The organism is Streptomyces sp. NBC_00435 (assembly GCF_036014235.1).
Classification (GTDB): domain Bacteria; phylum Actinomycetota; class Actinomycetes; order Streptomycetales; family Streptomycetaceae; genus Streptomyces.
The window spans coordinates 3,175,016-3,194,417 of sequence record NZ_CP107924.1 but is presented as its reverse complement, the minus strand read 5'-3'; the positions used below and the strand labels follow the sequence as shown (position 1 = coordinate 3,194,417).

The following is a 19,402-nucleotide window of genomic DNA, read 5'->3' as shown; positions in this document are numbered from 1 at the left end:
CGTACGGCGGACACAGGCGTGAGCGCCGGGACCGGGACATCGGGAAGGGGCAGCTGGGTTGACCACGCACGCACCGCACGCACCGCAGGCAAGGGATTCGTCCCAAGGGCCCCGAAATGGCCCGCACGCGGGGAACGCTGCGCAGTCCGTGACGCTGCCGGCCTCGCTCGACGAGGCCGTGGCGGCGCTCGCTGCCATGCCCGCCGCCGTCCCCGTTGCGGGCGGCACCGACCTCATGGCCGCCGTCAACGCCGGACTCCTGCGCCCCGCCGCCCTCGTGGGTCTCGGCCGGATCAACGAGATCCGCGGCTGGCAGTACCAGGACGGCCACGCGCTCCTCGGCGCCGGCCTCACGCACGCGAGGATGGGACGGCCGGACTTCGCCGCCCTGATCCCGGCACTGGCCGCCGCCGCGCGCGCCGCGGGCCCCCCGCAGATCCGCAACGCCGGCACCCTGGGCGGCAACATCGCCACTGCCGCGCCGACGGGTGACGCCCTGCCCGTACTGGCAGCACTGGAGGCCGTACTCGTCATCGTCGGGCCCGGCGGATCGCGCCGGGAGATCCCGGTCTCGCACCTGCTGGCCGGGCGGGAAATGCTCCGCCCCGGGGAGCTGATCGGCTTCGTGCGGGTGCCGTTGCTGCACGCGCCGCAGGTGTTCCTGAAGGCCACGGGCCGTACCGGGCCGGGTCGTGCGCTGGCGTCCGTGGGGCTCGTACTGGATCCCGCGCGCCGGGGTGTGCGCTGCGCGATCGGCGCGGTCGCCCCGATGCCGCTGCGACCGCTGGAAGCCGAGCAGTGGGTGGCTTCGTTGATCGACTGGGACGGGGACCGCAGTCTGGCCCCCGAGGCGCTGGAAGCCTTCGGCGAGTACGTCGCGGCCGCGTGCGTGCCCGACCAGGGGGAACCGGTGGCCCCCGCAGTACTGCATTTGCGGCGGACGGTGGCCGTGCTGGCACGGAGGGCCCTGGGGAGGGCACTGAGCTCATGAGTGAGAACGAGAACACGGGTCACACGGGTCCCGGCGGATCCGCTGGACCCGCATGGGGCTGGGAGCCGGTGCCGCACGGCGGCGAGTACGACTCCGACGCGACGGCCTTCGTGAAACTGCCGCAGGACATGCTGGACGCGCTCGGCACCGGGGAGCCCCTCGCGGCGCCCGGGCACGGCTACGTGCCGCCGCCGATGATCGTGCCGCTGGGCACGGCGAGCACGGATCCGTCCGCCACTGGTACCTGGACGATGCCGGTGCAGTGGCCGGAGGCGGGTGCGGGTGCTCCGGCGGACGCGGGTGCCGGTGCGGGCGCTTCGGGTGCGCAGGCCGCGGTGCGGGCGCCGATCCCGGCGTCGGTGCCGCTTCCGGCGTCGGTGGCCGCGGCGTTCGCGGAGCCGTTGGCCGAGCCGGTGGCGGAACCCGCCGGGGAACCCTTCCACGAGTCGTTCGGCGAGTCCTTCGGTGAGCCGTTCCCTGAGTCCTTCGCCGAGCCGTTCGCCGAGCCGTTCGCGCAGCGTGACGCCGGGGGACCGGCCGGGCGGCCGGGCGGCGCGCACGATTCGGGGGAGACCGCCGAGTGGCGGTTCCCCGAAGCGGCCGCGAGCGACGTGTGGACACCCGGAGGCACGGGCGACACGGGCAGCTTCGGGCAGCTCGCGGCTTCGGCCGACTGGAGCCGGGCGCCCGCGACGCTGCCGGGCGGCGCGGCGGCCCCGTGGGCCAGCCATCCGGACTTCGAGGGTGCGCGCGGGTACGCGGCGCAGCAGCCCGGGGCGGACGGGCCGGGCTCCGGGGAACCGGAGCCGGGCTTCCCGGGCTCGGACCCGCTGGGTACGGGCGCGCTGCCGGGGGCTCCCGGAGCGGGCGGCGGACCCTTCGGCGCGAGCCCGGGGCGCGGACCGCGCGTGCTGGGCGGCCCGGGGGTCGGTACCCCGCTGGAGGGCGAGCAGGGTTATCCCGCCCCGCACGACATCGAAGCCGCCCACGGGCCGGCGCAGGTCCCGGTGACGGGGGAGCGGCCGCATCCGGCGGGCGAGGCCGATGCCGAGGTCCCTGCCGAGGTCGAAGCCGAAGCCGAAGCCGAAGTCGTGGCGGGTGGTGGTGGCGAGGCCGGTGTTGAGGCCGGGGCCGGCGGCGAAGCCGTGGCCGTGGCGGCGGAGCCGGGCGGTGGTGACGCCGTGCCGACCTCCGGCGGAGCCGGGGCCGCGCCGGCGCCGGGTGCGGACGACGCCGACATCGCTGTGGAGACGGCTCCGGCGGGGACGGCCGGAGGGGCTCCGGGCGAGGGGCCGGCGTACGAGGTGCAAACCGCCGACGAGGCGGACGCCGAGGCCGTCGCCCATCACGAGCACCCGTCGGCCTCCTACGTCCTGCGCGTCAACGGCGCCGACCGCCCCGTCACCGGTGCGTGGATCGGCGAGTCCCTCCTCTACGTGCTGCGCGAGCGCCTCGGCCTCGCCGGCGCGAAGGACGGCTGCTCGCAGGGCGAGTGCGGCGCGTGCGCCGTGCAGGTCGACGGCCGGCTCGTCGCCTCGTGCCTCGTCCCGGCGGCCACGGCGGCGGGCAGCGAGGTCCGGACCGTCGAGGGTCTCGCGACCGACGGGGAACTGTCGGACGTGCAGCAGGCGTTGTGCAAGTCGGGTGCGGTGCAGTGCGGGTTCTGCGTGCCCGGTATGGCCATGACCATCCACGACCTGCTGGAGGGCAACCACGCCCCCAGCGAGCTGGAGACCCGCCAGGCCCTGTGCGGCAACCTCTGCCGCTGCTCGGGGTACTCGGGCGTCATCGGCGCCGTGCGCGAGGTCGTCGCCGAGCGCGGCGCGGCCGCGGAGGCCGTCGCGGCGGCCACGGCCGAGGCGCGGATCCCGCACCAGGCCCCGCCGGGCGAGGGCGGCTTCCACGGGACGCACGGCGGTCACGGTATGCACGGCAGCCACGGCAGCCACGGCAGCCACGGCAACCAGGCCGAGCACGGCAACGAGGGCAACTACGGCAACCAGGGCAACCACCAGGGAGGCACGACGTGAGCGCCCACGACGCGGCGACGGCCCCGGCGGCCGTCACGACGGCGCCCTCCGAGGGCGGCGACCCGGCGGAGCGGACGGTCCCGCGCGGCATCGGCGCGTCCGTACCGGCCACCGACACCCGCGCCAAGACCGAGGGCACCTTCCCCTACGCCGCCGACCTGTGGGCCGAGGGCCTCCTGTGGGCCGCCGTGCTGCGCTCCCCGCACGCCCACGCCCGCATCCTCTCCATCGACACCTCCGCCGCCGCCGAAATGCCCGGTGTGCGGGCCGTCGTCACCCACGCCGACGTCCCCGGCGCCACCACGCACGGCCGCCGCATCGCCGACCGGCCGGTGTTCGCGTACGACGTGGTCCGCCACCACGGTGAGCCCATCGCCGCCGTCGCCGCCGACCACCCGGACACCGCGCGCCTCGCGGCCGCCGCGATCGCCGTGGAGTACGAGCTCCTCGACCCGGTCACCGACCCCGAGCAGGCCTTCGGCGCCCCCGACCTGCACCCCGACGGCAACCTGATCCGGCACATCCCGCTGCGTTACGGCGACCCGGAGGCCACCGGCGAGGTCGTCGTCGAGGGCCTCTACCGCATCGGCCGCCAGGACCCCGCCCCCATCGGCGCCGAGGCCGGGCTGGCCGTGCCGCGCCCCGACGGCGGTGTGGAGATCTACACCGCCTCCACCGACCCGCACACCGACCGCGACCTGGCCGCCGCCTGCTTCGGGCTCGAACCGGACCGCGTACGCGTCGTCGTCACCGGGGTCCCGGGCGCCATGGCGGACCGCGAGGACGCCGCCTTCCAGCTCCCGCTGGGCCTGCTCGCGCTGCGCACCGGATGCCCGGTCAAACTGGCCGCCACCCGCGAGGAGTCCTTCCTCGGCCACCCCCACCGCCATCCGACGCTGCTGCGCTACCGCCACCACGCGGACGCGGAGGGCCGGCTGGTCAAGGTCGAGGCCCAGATCCTGATGGACGGTGGCGCCTACGCCGACGCCTCCTCGGAGTCCCTGGCCGCGGCGGTGGCCTTCGCCTGCGGCCCGTACGTCGTCCCGCACGCCTTCGTCGAAGGCTGGGCGGTGCGCACCAACAACCCCCCGTCGGGCCATGTGCGCGGCGAAGGCGCCATGCAGGTCTGCGCGGCGTACGAGGGCCAGATGGACAAGCTCGCCGCCGCCCTCGGCATCGACGGCGCGGAACTCCGCCTGCGCAACGTCCTGGCCACCGGCGACCTGCTCCCGACGGGCCAGACGGTCACCTGCCCCGCCCCCGTCGCCGAACTCCTGCGTGCCGTGCGCGACTACGAGCTGCCCGCCCTCCCGAAGGACACCCCGGAGGAGGACTGGCTGCTCCCGGGCGGCCTGGAGGGCGCGGGCGAACCGGGTGCGGTACGGCGCGGGGTCGGGTACGGGATCGGCATGGTCCACATGCTCGGCGCGGAGGGCACCGACGAGGTGTCCACGGCCACCGTGAAGATCGTCGGTGGCGCGGCGACGGTCATCTGCGCCGCGGTCGACACCGGACAGGGCTTCTCCACGCTCGCCCGCCAGATCGTCCAGGAGACCCTGGGCGTGGACGAGGTCGTCACGGCCCCGGTCGACACCGACCAGCCGCCGGCCGGGCCGTCGGCGCACGGACGCCACACGTGGGTGTCGGGCGGCGCGGTCGAACGGGCCGCGAAGATGGTCCGTACCCAACTCCTCCAGCCGATGGCGCACAAACTGGGCATGTCGACGGAGCTCCTCCAGATCGCGGATGGCCGGATCACGTCGTACGACGGAGCTTTCTCCACGACGGTCGCCGAGGCGATGGAGGGCAAGGAACTCTGGGCGACGGCCCAGTGCCGCCCCCACCCGACGGAGCCGCTGGACGGGGACGGCCAGGGCGACGCCTTCGTCGGCCTCGCGTTCTGCGCGATCCGCGCGGTGGTCGACGTGGACATCGAGCTGGGTTCGGTGCGCGTCGTGGAACTCGCGGTGGCCCAGGACGTGGGCCGCATCCTCAACCCCCGCCAGCTGGAGGCCCGTATCGAAGCGGGCGTCATCCAGGGGATGGGCGCGTCCCTGACGGAGAACCTCCGCACGGCCTCCGGCGTGATCCGCCACCCCGACCTGACGGGCTACGCCCTGCCCACGTCGCTGGACGCCCCGACGGTCCGCATCGTCAAACTGGTCGAGGAGCGCGACGTGGTGGCCCCCTTCGGCGCCAAGCCGGCGAGCGCCGTCCCGGTGGTCACGGCCCCGGCGGCGGTGGCCTCGGCGGTCCGCGCGGCGACGGGCCGCCCGGTCAACAGGCTCCCTATCCGGCCATCGGCGGCGGTGGCGGCGCCCAACTCATGACCGTGTGACCCTGATTGCACCTGCAACCCGGAACTTGGGACTGTCGGACTCTGTCGATAGAGTGACTGGGGGCACTGGTGACGTGCGTGTGCGAACGCGTGCGAACGAGGTGTGAACGGGGAAGACGGGGAGTCGGGGAGGCCAACGTGGCAGTGGACTATGGGCCGGGTGTGTTCGGGCGGGACTTCGGCGTGGGCGTGATCTCGCAGGCCGCTCTGGGGGCGCTCCAGGTCGAGTACGAATCGATGTCGGACTACAAGAAGCGCGTCGACGGTCTGTTGGCCAAGCTGGACGAGTCCCCGGCGAGCGACAAGAAGCTGGCGGACGGCACCATTCCGGAAAGCTCCCTCGGCGAGGGCTTCGACGAGGCCAAGCGGCTGTTCACGGCGTACTCGAACGTCCACAAGCAGCTGTTGGCGCTGTCCAAGGGTCTGGCGGACCAGATCGAGGGTCTCAGCATCGCGATCCAGACGAGCGGCCGTGATTTCGCGGGTGTGGACGAGGACACGAGGCGGCGGATGCTGGCGATCAGCAAGCAGGCTGACGCGAACTACGTCCCGGACCGGGATCCGTTGGCGCCGCCGCCCCCGCACAGCTCGGCTTCACAGGGAAGCGCGCCGTCAGGCACTGGGGGAGAGAGCTTCTGATGGCGACGAACTTCGAAGGCCACACGCACCAGCAGCTGTTGGCCATGATCGCCTCGGCGAACGCCGAGACCCTTAAGACGCGCGGCGCTCAGCTGACGGACGCAGCGGCGACCATCAAGGAGATCGGCGAAAGCCTCAAGGACCACCGGGTCACCGGCTGGGACGGCGAGTCGGCCAATGCCTTCCGGGACTGGGTCAACCGCGCGGGCAACGCGACGCTGCGGCTGAGCGAGTACAGCGCTGCGGGTGGCAAGCAGATGACGCAGGCCAGCCAGGTCGTCATCGAGGTCAAGGCCAACATGCCCGCCTACGACACGGGGGCGGCGGCGAACCTCAAGGCGGCCCGGGAGTTCCACAACGACCCGGACTCGCAGCAGATCGGCCAGCAGGCGAACTCGAAGCTGAATGGTGACCACCAGCAGGCCGTCCAGCAGATGACGAAGCTGGCGCAGGGGTACGAGGCGTCGGCGACCGGGATGGAGATGGCGGAGATTCCGACGTTTCCGAAGTTTCCGGAGCGGTTCATTCCGCCGCAGGTCACGGGATATGAGGATGTAGCGCGCTCAGGAGGCAGCTCAGGAGGCGGCGGTTCGGGCGGGTCTGCGTATGCGCCTGCGCCGACGAGTCCTGGTGGCTCGTCGTATGACTTCGGTTCCACGAGCGGGCCGCATGCCAGTGATCCCACAACGCCTGTTCCGACGCCAGGCCCTGTACCGGCGCCTCCGGACCGCAACGTGGGGACCGGTCTCGATACCGTCGGGCCGTCGCCGGTCACAACACTTCCCCCCACCACGGGGATGCCCGGAGGCGTGAATCCGGTCGGACCGGTTGGCGGCGGTGCGGGTGTTACCCCCGGTGGGTTCGTGCCGCCCTTGACGCCGCCCCCGGGTGGTGGAATTCCGAAGCCGATCGGCGGTATCGGTCCCGGAGGAGCCATCCCCGGTACGAGCGGTCCCGGCGGGAAGTCCGGAGGTCTGGGTGGCATTGCAGGGCTGCCCCCGCGCGACAGCGGAATCGTGGGCGGCCGTCCCGTGACACCCGGAGGGCCGGGCTCGAGTATTCCGCGAGGCACGGTCATCGGTGGTGAGGGCGCCCAGGCGGCTGGTCGTGGCATGGGCATGGGTGGCGGTATGGGCATGGGTGGCGGCGGCGCGCACGGCAGCGTCGGCGGTTCCATGGCCGGCCGTCGTCTCGCCACGGAACCAGGTGGCGTCGTTGGCGGGCGCCAGCCAGGCGTGGGTGGTCGCTCGATCGCTGGTGGCCAGCCGTTCACCCAGGGGGGATCGGGGCTGGTTCGAGGTGGATCGGGTGCCAGTCCTGCGGGCGCCCCGATGGGCCACGGCGGCGCGGGTGCGCATGCTCCGGGGCGACGGGGTAATGGGCAGCGGGGTGAACGCCCTGACTACCTGGCTGAGGACGAAGAAACGTGGCAGGGCGACCGCAGCGTCGTCCCGCCGGTGATCGACTGAGTGGAGCGGACTTTGCACGGGATGCGTATGCGTAAGGCGACAGCGGCCTTGGCGGGTTTCCTGCTGGCCGGGGTCGCCGCGACCCCGGCCCATGCAGAGACCGTTAGGTCCCAGCAGTGGCATCTCACCTCGATGAAGGCCGATGACATCTGGAAGGTCAGCATGGGGCGGGGCATCACCGTCGCCGTAATCGACGGTGGTGTAGCGCGCATCCCTGAACTGGAAGGGCAGGTAGTTCCTGGAAAGGACTTCGCCACCACGTATGACGGAGATGAGCGCACAGACTCGAATCAGCATGGCACGGGGATGGCTGCGCTGATTGCTGGGACCGGGAAGCACCCCAGTGGCGACGGGGCGTTTGGGCTTGCGCCTGCGGCCAAGATTCTCCCTATCCGAGTGCCAGAAGGTGTTGATGTCAAGAACGCTGCCTGGACAGCGGCGATTCGATATGCGGCGGACACGGAGGCGAAGATCATCAGCATCTCGCTCGCTTCAGGTGAAGAGGATCCGGCACGTCTTGACGCGGTCAAGTACGCCCTTTCCAAGGGCAAGCTGATTTTTGCCGGTGTGGGTAATCGTGGAGCCGGGTCGAACGACGTCCTCTACCCGGCTGCCACCCCTGGAGTGGTGGGTGTTGGCGCAGTCGATTCCGGGGGCAAGGCAGTCGCGGAATCGGAGCACGGCCCCCAGGTCGACCTGGCCGCCCCCGGCGGTGACATCGTGACGGCGTGCGCCGGCAAGACGGGGGTTTGTAAGGGCACGGGGACAAGCAACGCCACCGCCCTCGCCTCCGCCTCCGCCGCACTGGTCTGGTCCGCCCACCCCGACTGGACCAACAACCAGGTCCTCCGGGTCCTCATGAACACCGCCGGCAAGCCCACCGACGGCACCGCGCGCAGCGACTTCGTCGGGTACGGCATCGTCCGCCCCCGCATCGCCGTGGCCACCCCCGGTGACCCCGGCCCCGCGGACGTCTACCCGCTCCCCGACCTCGCGGAAGCCGGCGGCGGGACCGGCGCCAAGGGCTCACCCGCGCCCTCCGTGGACGGCAATACGCCGCAGGCCGGCGGCGGCGCCGCCACCCCCGCGCCCCAGGCCGAGGCCAAGGAGGAGAGCGGCGGCAGCAGTCTGCCCTGGCTCGCCCTCGGGCTCGGTGCCTGCGTGCTCATCGGCGGAGCCGTCACCGCGGTCGCCGTCCGGCGCAGGAACCGCTGATCCGCAGAGGACCGTAGGACCGTAGGGCCGCTTAGAGGCGCACCACGGCACCGAAGCCAGTAGGAGAGGGAGAAGCGCACGCCATGTCGTTCGACGAGGAATGGTCCGCGGCCCGGACCACCGCCGCCGCCAACGTGACCATGCGGCTCAACCACGTCCCCGCCGAGCCCGGCCCGGGCGCCGGCGGCGCCGATCTGGAGCTCAACCAGGACCACATCGGCGAGGTCGGCTCCGAGGCGTACAAGCTCCACACCCGGCTCGCCGCGGACGGCAAGCACGCCGCCACCTCCACCGCCGAGGCGGCCGGTGCGCTCACGCGGGAGAACTTCGCGAGCGGTGCGGCCCTGCTCAAGGTCAATACCCGCTGGGAGAGCCAGCTCAAGACCCTCGTCGCCGCCTGCGCGAACATCTCCAACGGCCTGAACTACTCCCTCTCCTCGCACAGCAAGGAGGAGCAGCAGCTGCACGCCGACTTCACCTCCTCCAAGATCGACCAGCTCCTCAAGTAAGGCGGCGGACACGTGCTGACGTACGAGAACGTGATGAACGCACCCCTGGGCCAGCTCCAGACCGCGATCACGGACTGGGCCACGACGGTCGCGAAGCTGAACGAGCTGGCGGAGTCGGCGCGCAACGGCATGAAGGCCAAGTCGGACAAGGCGCAGTGGAACGGCGTCACGGCCGGCGTCGCCCGCTCCTTCATCGACAAGACGGCCAAGGAGTTCGACGACGCGGCCCAGGAGGCCAAGGGCATCCACCTGCTGCTCACCGACGGCCACGCCACCATCAAGGCCGTCCAGGATCAGCTCAAGAAGCTGGTCGCGGACGCCCCGGCCGCCGGATTCCGGATCGACGAGAGCGGGCGTGTCTCCGCCGTCCCGCTCGCCGATCCTCAGGACCGCTACGCGGCCCAGCACGACCCGGACTACCAGGCGACCCTCCGCACGAACCATGATCTGTGGCAGGAGCGGGTGAACCGGGCCGTCGAGGACGCCCAGGACGCCGACGACTCCCTCGGCCGCGCGCTGCAGGCCAACGTCACGGACGACAACAACTTCACGGTGGCGAAGTACACGACCTTGGACGCGGAGCAGGTCGCCCGCGCCGCCGAGCTGATGAAGAAGGTCACGGGCGAAGGCGGCACGGCGCGCAACCCCGAGGCGCTGCGCGAGCTGGAGGACCTGCTCGACGACAACCGCGAGGACCCGGAGTTCGCGACGGGCTTCTACCGGACGGTCGGTCCCGACGGGACGCTCCAGGCGTACGCGAAGATGTCCCTGGACGCTACGAGCCTCGGCCAGGCGGGCGCGGACCGAGCGCTCATGGTCGCGAACATCCAGAGCGACATGGGCGCGATGCTCGGCCTGGCGACCCACAAGGACGTCCCGAACCACCTCGACGCCGCCTGGACGACCCAGCTGATGAAGGCCGGTCGCAAGGAGATCGACGTCGGGATGATGACGAAGGTCTACGGCTACCAGGTGCTGGGCTCGCTGCTGCACGACGGTAAGTACGACACCGAGTTCCTGACCTCGGTCGGCCGGGACATGGTCGCCATGGACCGCAAGGATCCGGGGGCCTGGGATTCCCACAATCCGTACGACCTGGGCGTGGTCCTCAACCACGACAAGGACGGTGGCCGGGGCTTCCACCCGCTGACGGGGCTCATGGAGGCCCTCGGCAACAACCCGGACGCGGCGACGGCCTTCTTCAACGAGCCGGTCCGCGAGGACAGCAACGGCGACGGCATCGTCACCAAGGACGACAAGCCGGTCAAGGGCCAGCACGGCAAGGACCAGGGCATGGTCGACTACATGCTCGACAAGAAGCCGTACGAGGACGGCTTCGACGCCACGAAAACGGGCGAGGTGCACCCGGGTCAGCGGGCGCTGGGCGATGCCCTGGTGTCGGCGGTCTCGCATCGCATTCCGGGTGACGAGGACTCCCCGCCGGTCGAGCACACCAAGGAGATGGCGGCCGTCATGGAACGGGTCGTCGAGAAGATCGGGGACAAGCCGGAACTGGTCGTGGCCGACCCGGGGGAGAGCCAGGCCCCGCTCAAGGGTCTGTCCGGGCACTTCGGGCAGATGGCGGCGGAGTACATGCCGGATCTTCAGGCGTCGGCGGAGAACGGCAGCCGGATGATCAAGGCGAACGGCGAGATGGCCGAGTTCGACAAGGCCGGCATGGCGGCCTTCATCGGCGTGGTGGGCCAGGACCCGGATGCCTACGGCGCGATCACCAATTCCCAGCGGGCGTTCACCACCACCCTCATCAACGATGTCGTCGTGCACCGCAACGAGTACGAGGATGTGGACGCGGCGATCAAGAGCGCCGTACACCCCGGTGGTCAGATCGCGGGCATCCTTTCCGAGGCGAGGGCCGAGGGGTCGTTTGCCGAGAGCGGCCACAAAGCGGAGGAGTACGTCAAGGGCGTAGAGGACAACGCTAAGTGGATCAACCGCGGTATTACCGCGGCGGGTGGCAAGTACCTGGAAATGGTGCCACTGGCGGGAGACTTCGTGGAATGGCTCCAAGAGGACATCACGGACGGCGTGGTCGAGAGGGCGACGAAGGACCAGGCGGAGAAGCAGGGCGAGGCCGATCAGGCGGCAGTGATCGACTACGCGAAGGCGCAGAAGGAGGCCGGCGAATCCGCGGCCCAGTCGGTCCGCAAGGCTGTGGAAGGCACCGGTATGAACGAGCGAAGCATCGACGCCCTTGCCGGTGTGGCATCCACGGAGACGGCGAACGCCCATGCGGTGGGCCGTGGTCAGGTCGCGACGTCGAACGGCGGTTCCTGATGAGCTACTCCCGCAGCACTCTGGCGGTCACTGTCACTGCCACGCTGGTGGCGCTGGCGGTGGCGGGCTGTTCCAGCGAGAAGGAGTCGGCGGCCTCGAAGCTGCCGGACCGCTCGTGCTGGGGAGTCTTCAGCCGGTCCGATCTGGAGCCGCTGATCGGACCTGGCCAGGAGGTGAAGGAGAAGTCTCCGATCGACCTCAGGCTGAACGCGGTGCGCCGTGCGGCGACATGCACGATCGAAGTGGACGGCCAGGTCCGGGTAATGGTCACGGCCACGCGTCAGCCTCTGGGGGACAGCTTCTTCTGGCCCCCCACTGACACGAAGCCCGCACCGGAACCGCTAGCCCTCGGAGACAAGGCGATGGTGTGGGACACGGGTGCCCGCACGACCCTCACCTGCAAGGGATCCGCGGACTCCTTCGAGCTGGAGCTCGAGGTCAGCGGCTCCGTGGAGCACATGAAGTCAGCCGACCGGCGCCCGCTGTTCACCACGCTCACGAAGAAGTACCTGGAAGTGGCCAGGGAACAGACCCAGTGTGGCGTCTAGCACCCCGTGCACTGCCGAAGGTCGGTGGGAGCCGGCGGTACGCCGCGACCGGGCCGTGTGAGGGCAGAACCGCACCTGCGAGGAGCTGATGCATCCGCGCTGATGCTTGCCACTGCCGAGTAATGCGGCCGATGGGCGTCTTGGCTTCATGTCGCTCGCAGCAGTCGCCCACCTCGTCGCCGCGTGAAGTGCCGTTGGCGTCGTGGCCAACATGGCTGCGTCCTGGGCCACGTACCGAAGGAACGCACCCCACCTGAAGCTCCGGGTGCGCCCGGCTGCCCCACAACATTCGCGAGGCGTGCCTGGCCGGTGACGAGGGCCGGTGGTGCACGCCCTTTTATGTCCACGTGGAACTCCCGGTGACGCTGGCCCACGGCCGGGAGGTCTTGAGCCGCCCGATGCCGCTGCGCAGAGTGGTTGCGGAACTTCGCGCGGTGCATGAGGAGGGCTTGTACTTCGTGGCACGGAAGCGCAACGGCGGCGCCACCTGGGGCGATGCCCTCAGGGCGCTGGAAGAGGAACGGAACGGGGCCGCTTGAGAGCCGGACGCGAAGCGAGACGGGCGGACCAGGACGGCGGCACCCGTCCGGGAGCCGCCGTTTCCTGCCTGGTCCAGATGTCAGAAGCCGTGACCGGAATCGAACCGGCGTAACTCGCTTTGCAGGTTTGTCGTGGCTGGGTGGAGCCCGATCCGCAGGCGTTCGGTGCTGTTCAGCTCCGTACGGGCACAGAGCATTTGCGGTCCCATGGACGGTGCCGGACGAGTACGTACGTTGATGAACGAGACGGAAACTGAGACGGAGTACCCACCCCAGAGCCGCTCGCTGACCATCAGGCTAGCTGACCGTATCGACGCTCTCCCCAGGATGCCCGATGCCAGGAACTAGCGGATTCTCGTAGGTCAAGTGAATTACATTGAATTCACCAGATACGTCTGATGGAATGTCATTATCTGCGATGATCAATTGAAAATCATCGCCTCGGGTTTCCTTGAGTGCGGCAATGTGTCGATAGATCTCGACCCCCACGGCTGCATCGTCACGTGTTTGCCCGACATTTTTCCGTGGGCTGTCGACGACGAGAAGCGTTGGGTAGAGGAGATCATCGTCATCCAGAGCGTATTCTAGATTGGCCAAATGGTATGCCAGATTGGCGATCGTCTTTCTAGCTCCACCCACGGACAACTCGTCGAAATGTTCCCCGTTCACCATGGGGAGATACGTAGCCTTATCGATTTGCGCACTCTCGTACCATGGCAGGCGCAGCTCTTCGACAATGCTGTCAAAAGTTTCAGATAGTGCATCAATCTTGCTTTGATTGTCCGTCAAGGATTCTTGTAGGCTCTGTTCGAGAGACGCTACGTTGAGTGCCTCGGTAGCGGCTTGTTTGGCGTAATCGAGCGCTTCTCGGTAGTTTGCCCACCTGCCAGCCACAGCGTCGAAATACTCAAGCTGGGCTTCCAAGCGAGCCATTCGCATCGCAAGTGATTGCACTTCTTCAAGCCTTGGTGAAATTAGCGCTGAAGAAGTGCGTTCAAGTTCCAGGGTGGCTTCGGCCAGCCGGGTCTCTAGAGAGTGGATTTCGACTCTATTCGCATCCAGAGCCTCCCGATCTCCATCGAGCAAAGATTGCGTCTCGGCCAGTTGTGCTAGTAGGCGCTTCAGCTCTCCGGTTTCGCTTCCGGTGGAAATCGGCTCGGGCTGAAGGCATAGGAGGCAATGAGCGGCGTCGCCGGCGCGATCGCGGACCGACTGTAGACATCTTGGGCATACAGCAAAATCCAGCCCGCTTAGAGTCCGCCTTGAAACACTGGCTCGCTGAAGTGCCTGTTCCTCGAGTCTCAGTTGTGCCAGAAGAGAATCACTTTTAAGCGCGTCCGCTCTGCTCGCGTCGCGGGCGGCCAACGCCTCGTCGAGCTGTTCCCGAAGCACGGTCACATTTGCCCTAAGGGCCTGTTGGGAGTCTAGAACTGCACTACTCGAGCGCCTCACAGACTCGAGCATCTCCCTTGTGGCGTCGAGCTCGCCTACGCAGTTCGCAGCCATAGACGTAAGCCGCTCAGGGTCAGGATCACCTGATTGTTCCAAGAAAACTTTCACGACTTCAGCATTTGATTTACGCTGACTTGCGCGATCCATCCACTCGCCTCTTCGTACCGCGAGGTCGATGAGTTCAGGAGAATTCAAGCGGTAGAGCAGCTCAAATACCGCTCGGCGCTTATTGTCGAGGTTTCTGTCAGTGTGACCTACAACGTTTGAGTCGATGCCATTCTGACTTAGGTAGATATACCGATACAAATCAAAGAAGCTTAATCCGACGGTTTCTCCCGTAGGCTGTACGCGCTTCTTCGGGATCCGTAGCTCTGCTGGCAGTCCGAGAAGTGAAAGCAGTTGTTGGCTGGCCTTGGGCATGTATTTGCGATTGGTCACCGCCCAGGGACCGATGATTTCTCCCGAGTTGGCGTCAAGGACATCAACAATATTCTCACCCATTTCGCGGCGGAGAATATATCGTGACTCGGAAAATGCCACGTCCATCTCAACGCTAGTTACGTTCTTTCGGATGGCCGGCATGAGCTTGGCTGATCCACCCAGGCCGTACTTTAGTAGCTCTAGGAGGCTGCTCTTACCTACTCCGATACTTCCCGTGACGACAGTTACCGAGTTGGTGAGGTCGTAATCGGCCCTGGCGTTCCTTGTGCTGATGCTTACTCGATGAAAACGAATTTTGGAGCCCATTAGATTTCCTCCCTCAGCGGCCGGTCGATGGTCTCAGGAAGTGCGTCATAAATGAGATTCTTCAGTCGGTTTCCCGTTAGGTTGAAACTTTTCCTGAGCATGGAAGATCTCGCGGCAACGACGGCCCATTCGTCGGCGCTTGATAGCTGCCCGGCGAAACCCTCACCGGTCTCAGTCAGCCTGATGCAAACTTTGCCTTTACCGTTCACCGTTTCAGCTAGGCCGTATCCGATCAGCCTCCCCAGCAAGGGGTAGTAGCGATCATCCCACGGGCCGTACTTATATCGGATCATTCTGCTTTCAATGGCCTCGCGTTCGTCAGGGCTTGGTTCGCATCCCAGTGGCCATTGAGCATTGCGGGTTGGAAGCAGTTTATCCGTGAAGCTCGGATATCTGAGAAGGAAGTCGAGCTTTGCCAACTTGGTCAAACCGTCGAGTCCTGGCGACCCTGGGCTGCCAAATTCACGCAAAAGGATAAGGAGGCGTGCCAGATGGTAATCCAGGTCTTCATCGGCGCGCATCAGGCCGCACCATCATTTTCTACATCAAATTCGGGAGACCACCAAATGTGACACTCATCGGTAAGCTGGAATGCTAGTCCCAGTAGATGCAGGCGATCTACATTGGCTGATTTGGAGATCCCGAGATTCTCGGAAGTCAGCCGCCTGTTCAATTCCCTGAGCATTTCGCGCCCGTATGTGCCCTCGTCGGTGGCCAACTCCGATTCCACCATTCCTGCCTCGTGGAGGACGCGAGTGGTCAAGTCGTCAACAAGATCGCCGCTGCCTGGAAGGGGTGCTGAGTTCTGAGCTTCGAAGGATGCCCAAGAACGCCGTGTGCGCTGCGCGGACTGAATGGCAGTCTGCCCGATTCCGCCTTGCCGTAGTTTCTTGGTCAGTCGCGTTTCAAGGTTCGCCTCTGTGGCCTGGCCAGTTTGGAGCAGTGGGCCATCGACAGGTGTCACGTTAGAGAGGCAGAGCTCAACTCGCTCGCGATCGACCATGCGGCGGGCTACGTTTACGTCACGCAAGAGCTGTTCATCTAGCGAGTGGAGTTGCGAGAATACCCAGGGAGACGCTTGATTATTGACAGCTCGGGCGGATTCGCGAACGACCTCTACGATTGCATCGTAAACCTTGGTGGACGAGAGACGGGTGCCGCGAGATCGCAACATAGGACGCACATATTTTTCAACGTTGTGGGCTCTAATGTATTTGCGTGAAGGTAGCTCATGTTCGATCCTGAGGTGCAGCAAAAATTCGAAGGCCTCGTCCGAATCTTTGCAGCCGAGTTTCTGATATAGCTGTTCAGAAAACTGCTTCAGTCGAGCTGTGTTGCTCTCGCCGCAGGCGGTGGCCAGTTTCCTTGCCTCGGGGTTCAGTGCGCCGTTAGTTGCGAGGCGTGCCTGATGCGGTCTGTTGCATTCTTGCCATCGCGCCCGCAGTGTCTTGAGGCCTCCGTCGCCGCACAGTCCGGCCAAGGTCCATGTTCCTTGGCTGTGCTCACGATGCTTGACGCTGACTAGTATGTATTTCCCGTCAGCTAGTGCCAGGACGTAGTCAGTGTGCCATTCGCAGAGGATCCATTGCAGGTCACTCGAATCGAATTCACAGCAATGTCGGGCAACGACCTGGTACTGGTATTCGTACCTGTCGGCGGTTTCGCTCCCGCTGTCTTCTTCGGGCTCGTGCAAGAGCTCCCACGGCACGTCCAAGCTGCCCCCTAGTAACGTCGTGACCATCAGAAGCTACGCGATCACTAGCTGTGAGGCCAGTGGTCGGTCTCAGCTGGTGTGAAGGGCATGCTGTTGCACGCTCCCTGCAAGGGAGGGGGAAGAGGTCGTGGATGCGGGCCGGCTCGCTCTACTTCCTGCACTGCGTGGGAAGCTTGATGAGTTGTGCCCGGCAGGCTGTCAAGGGAGATATGCGTGTCCGAACCCAGTCCGCGTGGAACGTACCTCGTGATCTCGGAGGCCCTGCGTGCCCGGATCACCGAGGGGGCCTACAGCGATGGCTTGCCCTCTGAAGCGGAAATCGGGCGGGAGTTCGGCGTGGCCCGCACGACGGTGCGGCGGGCTCTTCGTGCCGTTGAGGCATCGGGGGAGATCGTGACGCTCGCTGGGGTCGGTTGGCAGGTTGCCGCGACGGGCCGACTCGCGCCGTACGAGCGGATCATGACGGACCTCCGCGACCGTATCCGTGCTGGCTCACTTCCTGCCGGCGCCCGGCTCCCGAGCGAGGCGGAGCTAGCGGAGACCTACGGCGTAGCTCGGGGGACCGTGCGACGGGCCGTACGTGAACTGGAAGCGGCTGGGTATGTCGAAGCACGGCAGGGCGTTGGGCGCTTCGTTAGCCCGACCCCTTGAATGCAGACGGCCTTGGAGGGCATGCACCGTGAAGTTGGCCAAGTGGGCGTACGACCTCGCCGAAGCAATGCTCGCGGAGAGCCTTCCGGACCGGTGGGCTCACTCGCAGCGGGTGTACTCCCAAGCCTTGACCCTGGTGCCGGCACTGGGCGTCGATGCCGAGCTGCTTGCCGCGGCCGCCATCGCGCACGATGTCGGGTATGCCAGGGACGCTGTGGACACGGGCCAGCACATGATCGATGGTGCCCGGTACCTTCGCGATGTCGTCGGAGCCGACCCCCGACTGTGCAGCATCGTCGCCTTCCACACGTCTTCCCCGTGGGAGGCGGCAGAGCTGGGGCTGTCGGATGCCCTCGGCGAGTTCGGGCCCGCAGAACCTGAACTGGTGGACGCGATCACCTTTTGCGACCTGACTAGCAGCCCCACTGGACAGGTAGTTGACCCCGCCCGGCGGCTCGTGGAAGTGCTGGACCGCTACGGGCCCGAACACGTCGTGTTCCGAGCTGTCTCCGCCGCTCGGCCCGAGCTGCTGAATCGCGTGGAGCGCGTACAGCAGCGTCGGGCCGAGGCAGCGCAGGAGAGCGTCAGCTGATCCGGGGGACCGGTGAGCCGCGGAAGCCCTCTTCGAGACGCAGCCTTGTCGTAGGCGACATGTCGAGGGAGTCCACTTCGGCCCGAGGCACCCACCGGACCTCGAACGACTCTGAGCTGACCTTGATGTCCCCGCCAATGGGGCGGGCTCGGAAGCAGAGCGAGAACTCCTGGCGGACCTCGCCGTCCGAGAACGCGATTACGTGCCCGGGGTCGGTGAAGATGCCGACTAGGCCGGTCACCTCTACCGAGATCCCCGTCTCCTCCAGGACCTCTCGCGAGACCGTCCCGGAGATGTTCTCGCCGATCTCCTGGACGCCTCCGGGCATGCCCCAACGGCCGTTGTCTGAGCGGCGTTCCATGAGGATCTCGTCTGCGTCGTTGACCACGAATGCGGTAACCGCCGGCACGATGCTGTTGGCCTTCGGGGCTGCGGGGTCGTCGAAGTAGTCGGTGCGGCTCATGCTTGCCTTTCGATGGAGATGGCCTCGCTCCAGACCTTTTCGAAGCTCTGCTGGTAGGTGGATACGAGTTCGGCCCCGGCCACCTTCCTGAGGTGGAGTACCGGGGCCATGGGGGCGCTGACCCCGTAGACCTGGGTGTTCACCAGCCACTCATCGTCGGATCGGTACAGCGAGTTGTGCAGGGTGGACCGGTGCAGGCGGAACTCGATACCGGAGATGCCCAAGAGCGGACGGTAGAGCTTCAGGACCTCGCGGACCTTGTACGCGACGCCTTCCCCGATCTCTTCCTCTTCGCCTCGGCGCTGGATCTCTGGGCTCTCCGGGTCGCCGAGCAGTATCCGGGCGCGGACTCCGGAGGACGCCTTCAGTTTGAGCAGCTGCGTCCAGCGAGGGTTCTCCGCCAGGAACACGCCGGCGTGAACCAGGATGCCGATCTCTCGCTGTGCTCTGCCGAAGAGCTGTAGCCAGAGGTCTGCTGGGACGTAAGACCGGTGCGGGTAGACCTTCAAGACCTCGGCGTCGGCCGCGTCCTTCCGTTGGCCGTCCGGCAACCCGTCCGGCCAGAGGTACGCCTCGTCTTCTCGCAGGTGGGCCGCGATGCTGAGCCTGTGGCGACGATACGGCGCGCGCCCCTGCGTGATCCACCGTTCGACGGTCTTTGGATCAACCCCGATGTGCTCTGCCATGGCATCCACCGTCACGCCGTTCGACAGCATGGCGGACCGTAAGCGCTCATTTGCCATCTTCACCCCCAGGGACGTCCAGGGACGTACTTGCCCCGCAGAACGCTACCCAGGACGTCCCAAGTCGTCCAGTGACGTGGTGACTTCGTCCCCGCCTCCGGCGGCACTCTGATGGCACACCACAGCGGCTCGGAAATCACGAAGGGCTTGACAGCCCGGACCGAGCGGGCCAATGTGAGATACATGTTCAAGCATGTATCGCTTAGTCGGTACAGCTTCGTCCGTACGTCAGCGCCCGGAAGTGCCCGTCTCTGGACGGCTGCGAAGGAAGCGCCTGTCTGTTGAGAACTGAACAGCGTGCCGGCCCAGCCACATGCACAGGTGTGGTCGATGGGTCCTGATCGGAGGGTCTCGCCCTCCGTGTTGCTCCGATGGTCGTAGGTCAGGTTCGACTCCTGGCCGGAGCGCGGGCCCCGTCTGCTGGGGCTCTATGTGCAACTTCCCGGGGCGGTCGCCTCTCACCACGG

Annotated in this window: 16 protein-coding genes; 11 read left to right on the top strand and 5 right to left on the bottom strand. The window is 67.2% G+C overall.

From position 1 onward, the window contains the following. The first annotated feature begins 148 nt into the window (after window positions 1–148). The 9 genes from OG389_RS14730 to OG389_RS14690 all read left to right on the top strand — a co-directional run bounded on the left by OG389_RS14730 (window position 149) and on the right by OG389_RS14690 (window position 12,034). Window positions 149–991 (top strand): FAD binding domain-containing protein, encoded by an 843-nt coding sequence (locus tag OG389_RS14730; RefSeq protein ID WP_328298937.1) that lies wholly within the window; start codon window positions 149–151, stop codon window positions 989–991. Next, window positions 988–3,021, top strand: a complete 2,034-nt coding sequence (locus tag OG389_RS14725) for a 2Fe-2S iron-sulfur cluster-binding protein (protein ID WP_328298936.1) — start codon at window positions 988–990, stop codon at window positions 3,019–3,021. The genes OG389_RS14730 and OG389_RS14725 overlap by 4 nt, the downstream gene beginning before the upstream one ends. Next, complete coding sequence (locus tag OG389_RS14720) at window positions 3,018–5,351, top strand: xanthine dehydrogenase family protein molybdopterin-binding subunit (protein ID WP_443059275.1); 2,334 nt, start codon at window positions 3,018–3,020, stop codon at window positions 5,349–5,351. Before OG389_RS14725 ends, OG389_RS14720 begins: the two co-directional genes overlap by 4 nt. Window positions 5,352–5,497: 146 nt before the next feature. After that, complete coding sequence (locus OG389_RS14715; protein WP_328298935.1) at window positions 5,498–5,998, top strand: hypothetical protein; 501 nt, start codon at window positions 5,498–5,500, stop codon at window positions 5,996–5,998. Next, window positions 5,998–7,467: a hypothetical protein gene (locus OG389_RS14710; RefSeq protein ID WP_328298934.1), complete on the top strand. Its 1,470-nt coding sequence runs from the start codon at window positions 5,998–6,000 to the stop codon at window positions 7,465–7,467. The genes OG389_RS14715 and OG389_RS14710 overlap by 1 nt, the downstream gene beginning before the upstream one ends. A gap of 21 nt (window positions 7,468–7,488) precedes the next feature. After that, the gene (gene mycP, locus OG389_RS14705; RefSeq protein ID WP_328298933.1) at window positions 7,489–8,682 is read left to right on the top strand and encodes a type VII secretion-associated serine protease mycosin; all 1,194 of its coding nucleotides are present in this window, start codon (window positions 7,489–7,491) and stop codon (window positions 8,680–8,682) included. A gap of 83 nt (window positions 8,683–8,765) precedes the next feature. Next, a complete protein-coding gene (locus tag OG389_RS14700) occupies window positions 8,766–9,191 on the top strand; it encodes a hypothetical protein (protein WP_328298932.1) in 426 nt (141 codons plus the stop codon). Window positions 9,192–9,203: 12 nt separating this feature from the next. Then, the gene (locus OG389_RS14695; protein WP_328298931.1) at window positions 9,204–11,486 is read left to right on the top strand and encodes a hypothetical protein; all 2,283 of its coding nucleotides are present in this window, start codon (window positions 9,204–9,206) and stop codon (window positions 11,484–11,486) included. Then, the gene (locus OG389_RS14690) at window positions 11,486–12,034 is read left to right on the top strand and encodes a hypothetical protein (RefSeq protein WP_328298930.1); all 549 of its coding nucleotides are present in this window, start codon (window positions 11,486–11,488) and stop codon (window positions 12,032–12,034) included. The genes OG389_RS14695 and OG389_RS14690 overlap by 1 nt, the downstream gene beginning before the upstream one ends. Before the next feature lie 836 nt (window positions 12,035–12,870). Here OG389_RS14690 and OG389_RS14685 read toward each other — a convergent pair. From OG389_RS14685 to OG389_RS14675, 3 genes are read right to left on the bottom strand one after another with little or no spacing between them, the layout of a single operon-like run. Then, complete coding sequence (locus OG389_RS14685) at window positions 12,871–14,772, bottom strand: AAA family ATPase (RefSeq protein WP_328298929.1); 1,902 nt, start codon at window positions 14,770–14,772, stop codon at window positions 12,871–12,873. After that, on the bottom strand, window positions 14,772–15,293 hold the full coding sequence (locus OG389_RS14680; RefSeq protein WP_328298928.1) for a hypothetical protein: 522 nt from the start codon (window positions 15,291–15,293) through the stop codon (window positions 14,772–14,774). The genes OG389_RS14685 and OG389_RS14680 overlap by 1 nt, the downstream gene beginning before the upstream one ends. Further along, on the bottom strand, window positions 15,293–16,480 hold the full coding sequence (locus tag OG389_RS14675; RefSeq protein WP_328303781.1) for a dsDNA nuclease domain-containing protein: 1,188 nt from the start codon (window positions 16,478–16,480) through the stop codon (window positions 15,293–15,295). The genes OG389_RS14680 and OG389_RS14675 overlap by 1 nt, the downstream gene beginning before the upstream one ends. Window positions 16,481–16,669: 189 nt before the next feature. Here OG389_RS14675 and OG389_RS36775 point away from each other — a divergent pair, with 189 nt between their 5' ends. Both OG389_RS36775 and OG389_RS14670 read left to right on the top strand, forming a co-directional pair. Beyond that, on the top strand, window positions 16,670–17,137 hold the full coding sequence (locus OG389_RS36775; RefSeq protein ID WP_443059274.1) for a GntR family transcriptional regulator: 468 nt from the start codon (window positions 16,670–16,672) through the stop codon (window positions 17,135–17,137). 28 nt (window positions 17,138–17,165) lie between these two features. Then, window positions 17,166–17,729, top strand: coding sequence for an HD domain-containing protein (locus OG389_RS14670; protein ID WP_328298927.1), 564 nt, complete (start codon window positions 17,166–17,168; stop codon window positions 17,727–17,729). Here OG389_RS14670 and OG389_RS14665 read toward each other — a convergent pair. Further along, a complete protein-coding gene (locus tag OG389_RS14665; protein ID WP_328298926.1) occupies window positions 17,722–18,192 on the bottom strand; it encodes an NUDIX domain-containing protein in 471 nt (156 codons plus the stop codon). The genes OG389_RS14670 and OG389_RS14665 overlap by 8 nt on opposite strands. Further along, window positions 18,189–18,878 (bottom strand): XRE family transcriptional regulator, encoded by a 690-nt coding sequence (locus OG389_RS14660; protein WP_328298925.1) that lies wholly within the window; start codon window positions 18,876–18,878, stop codon window positions 18,189–18,191. The genes OG389_RS14665 and OG389_RS14660 overlap by 4 nt, the downstream gene beginning before the upstream one ends. Between the last annotated feature and the right edge of the window lie 524 nt (window positions 18,879–19,402).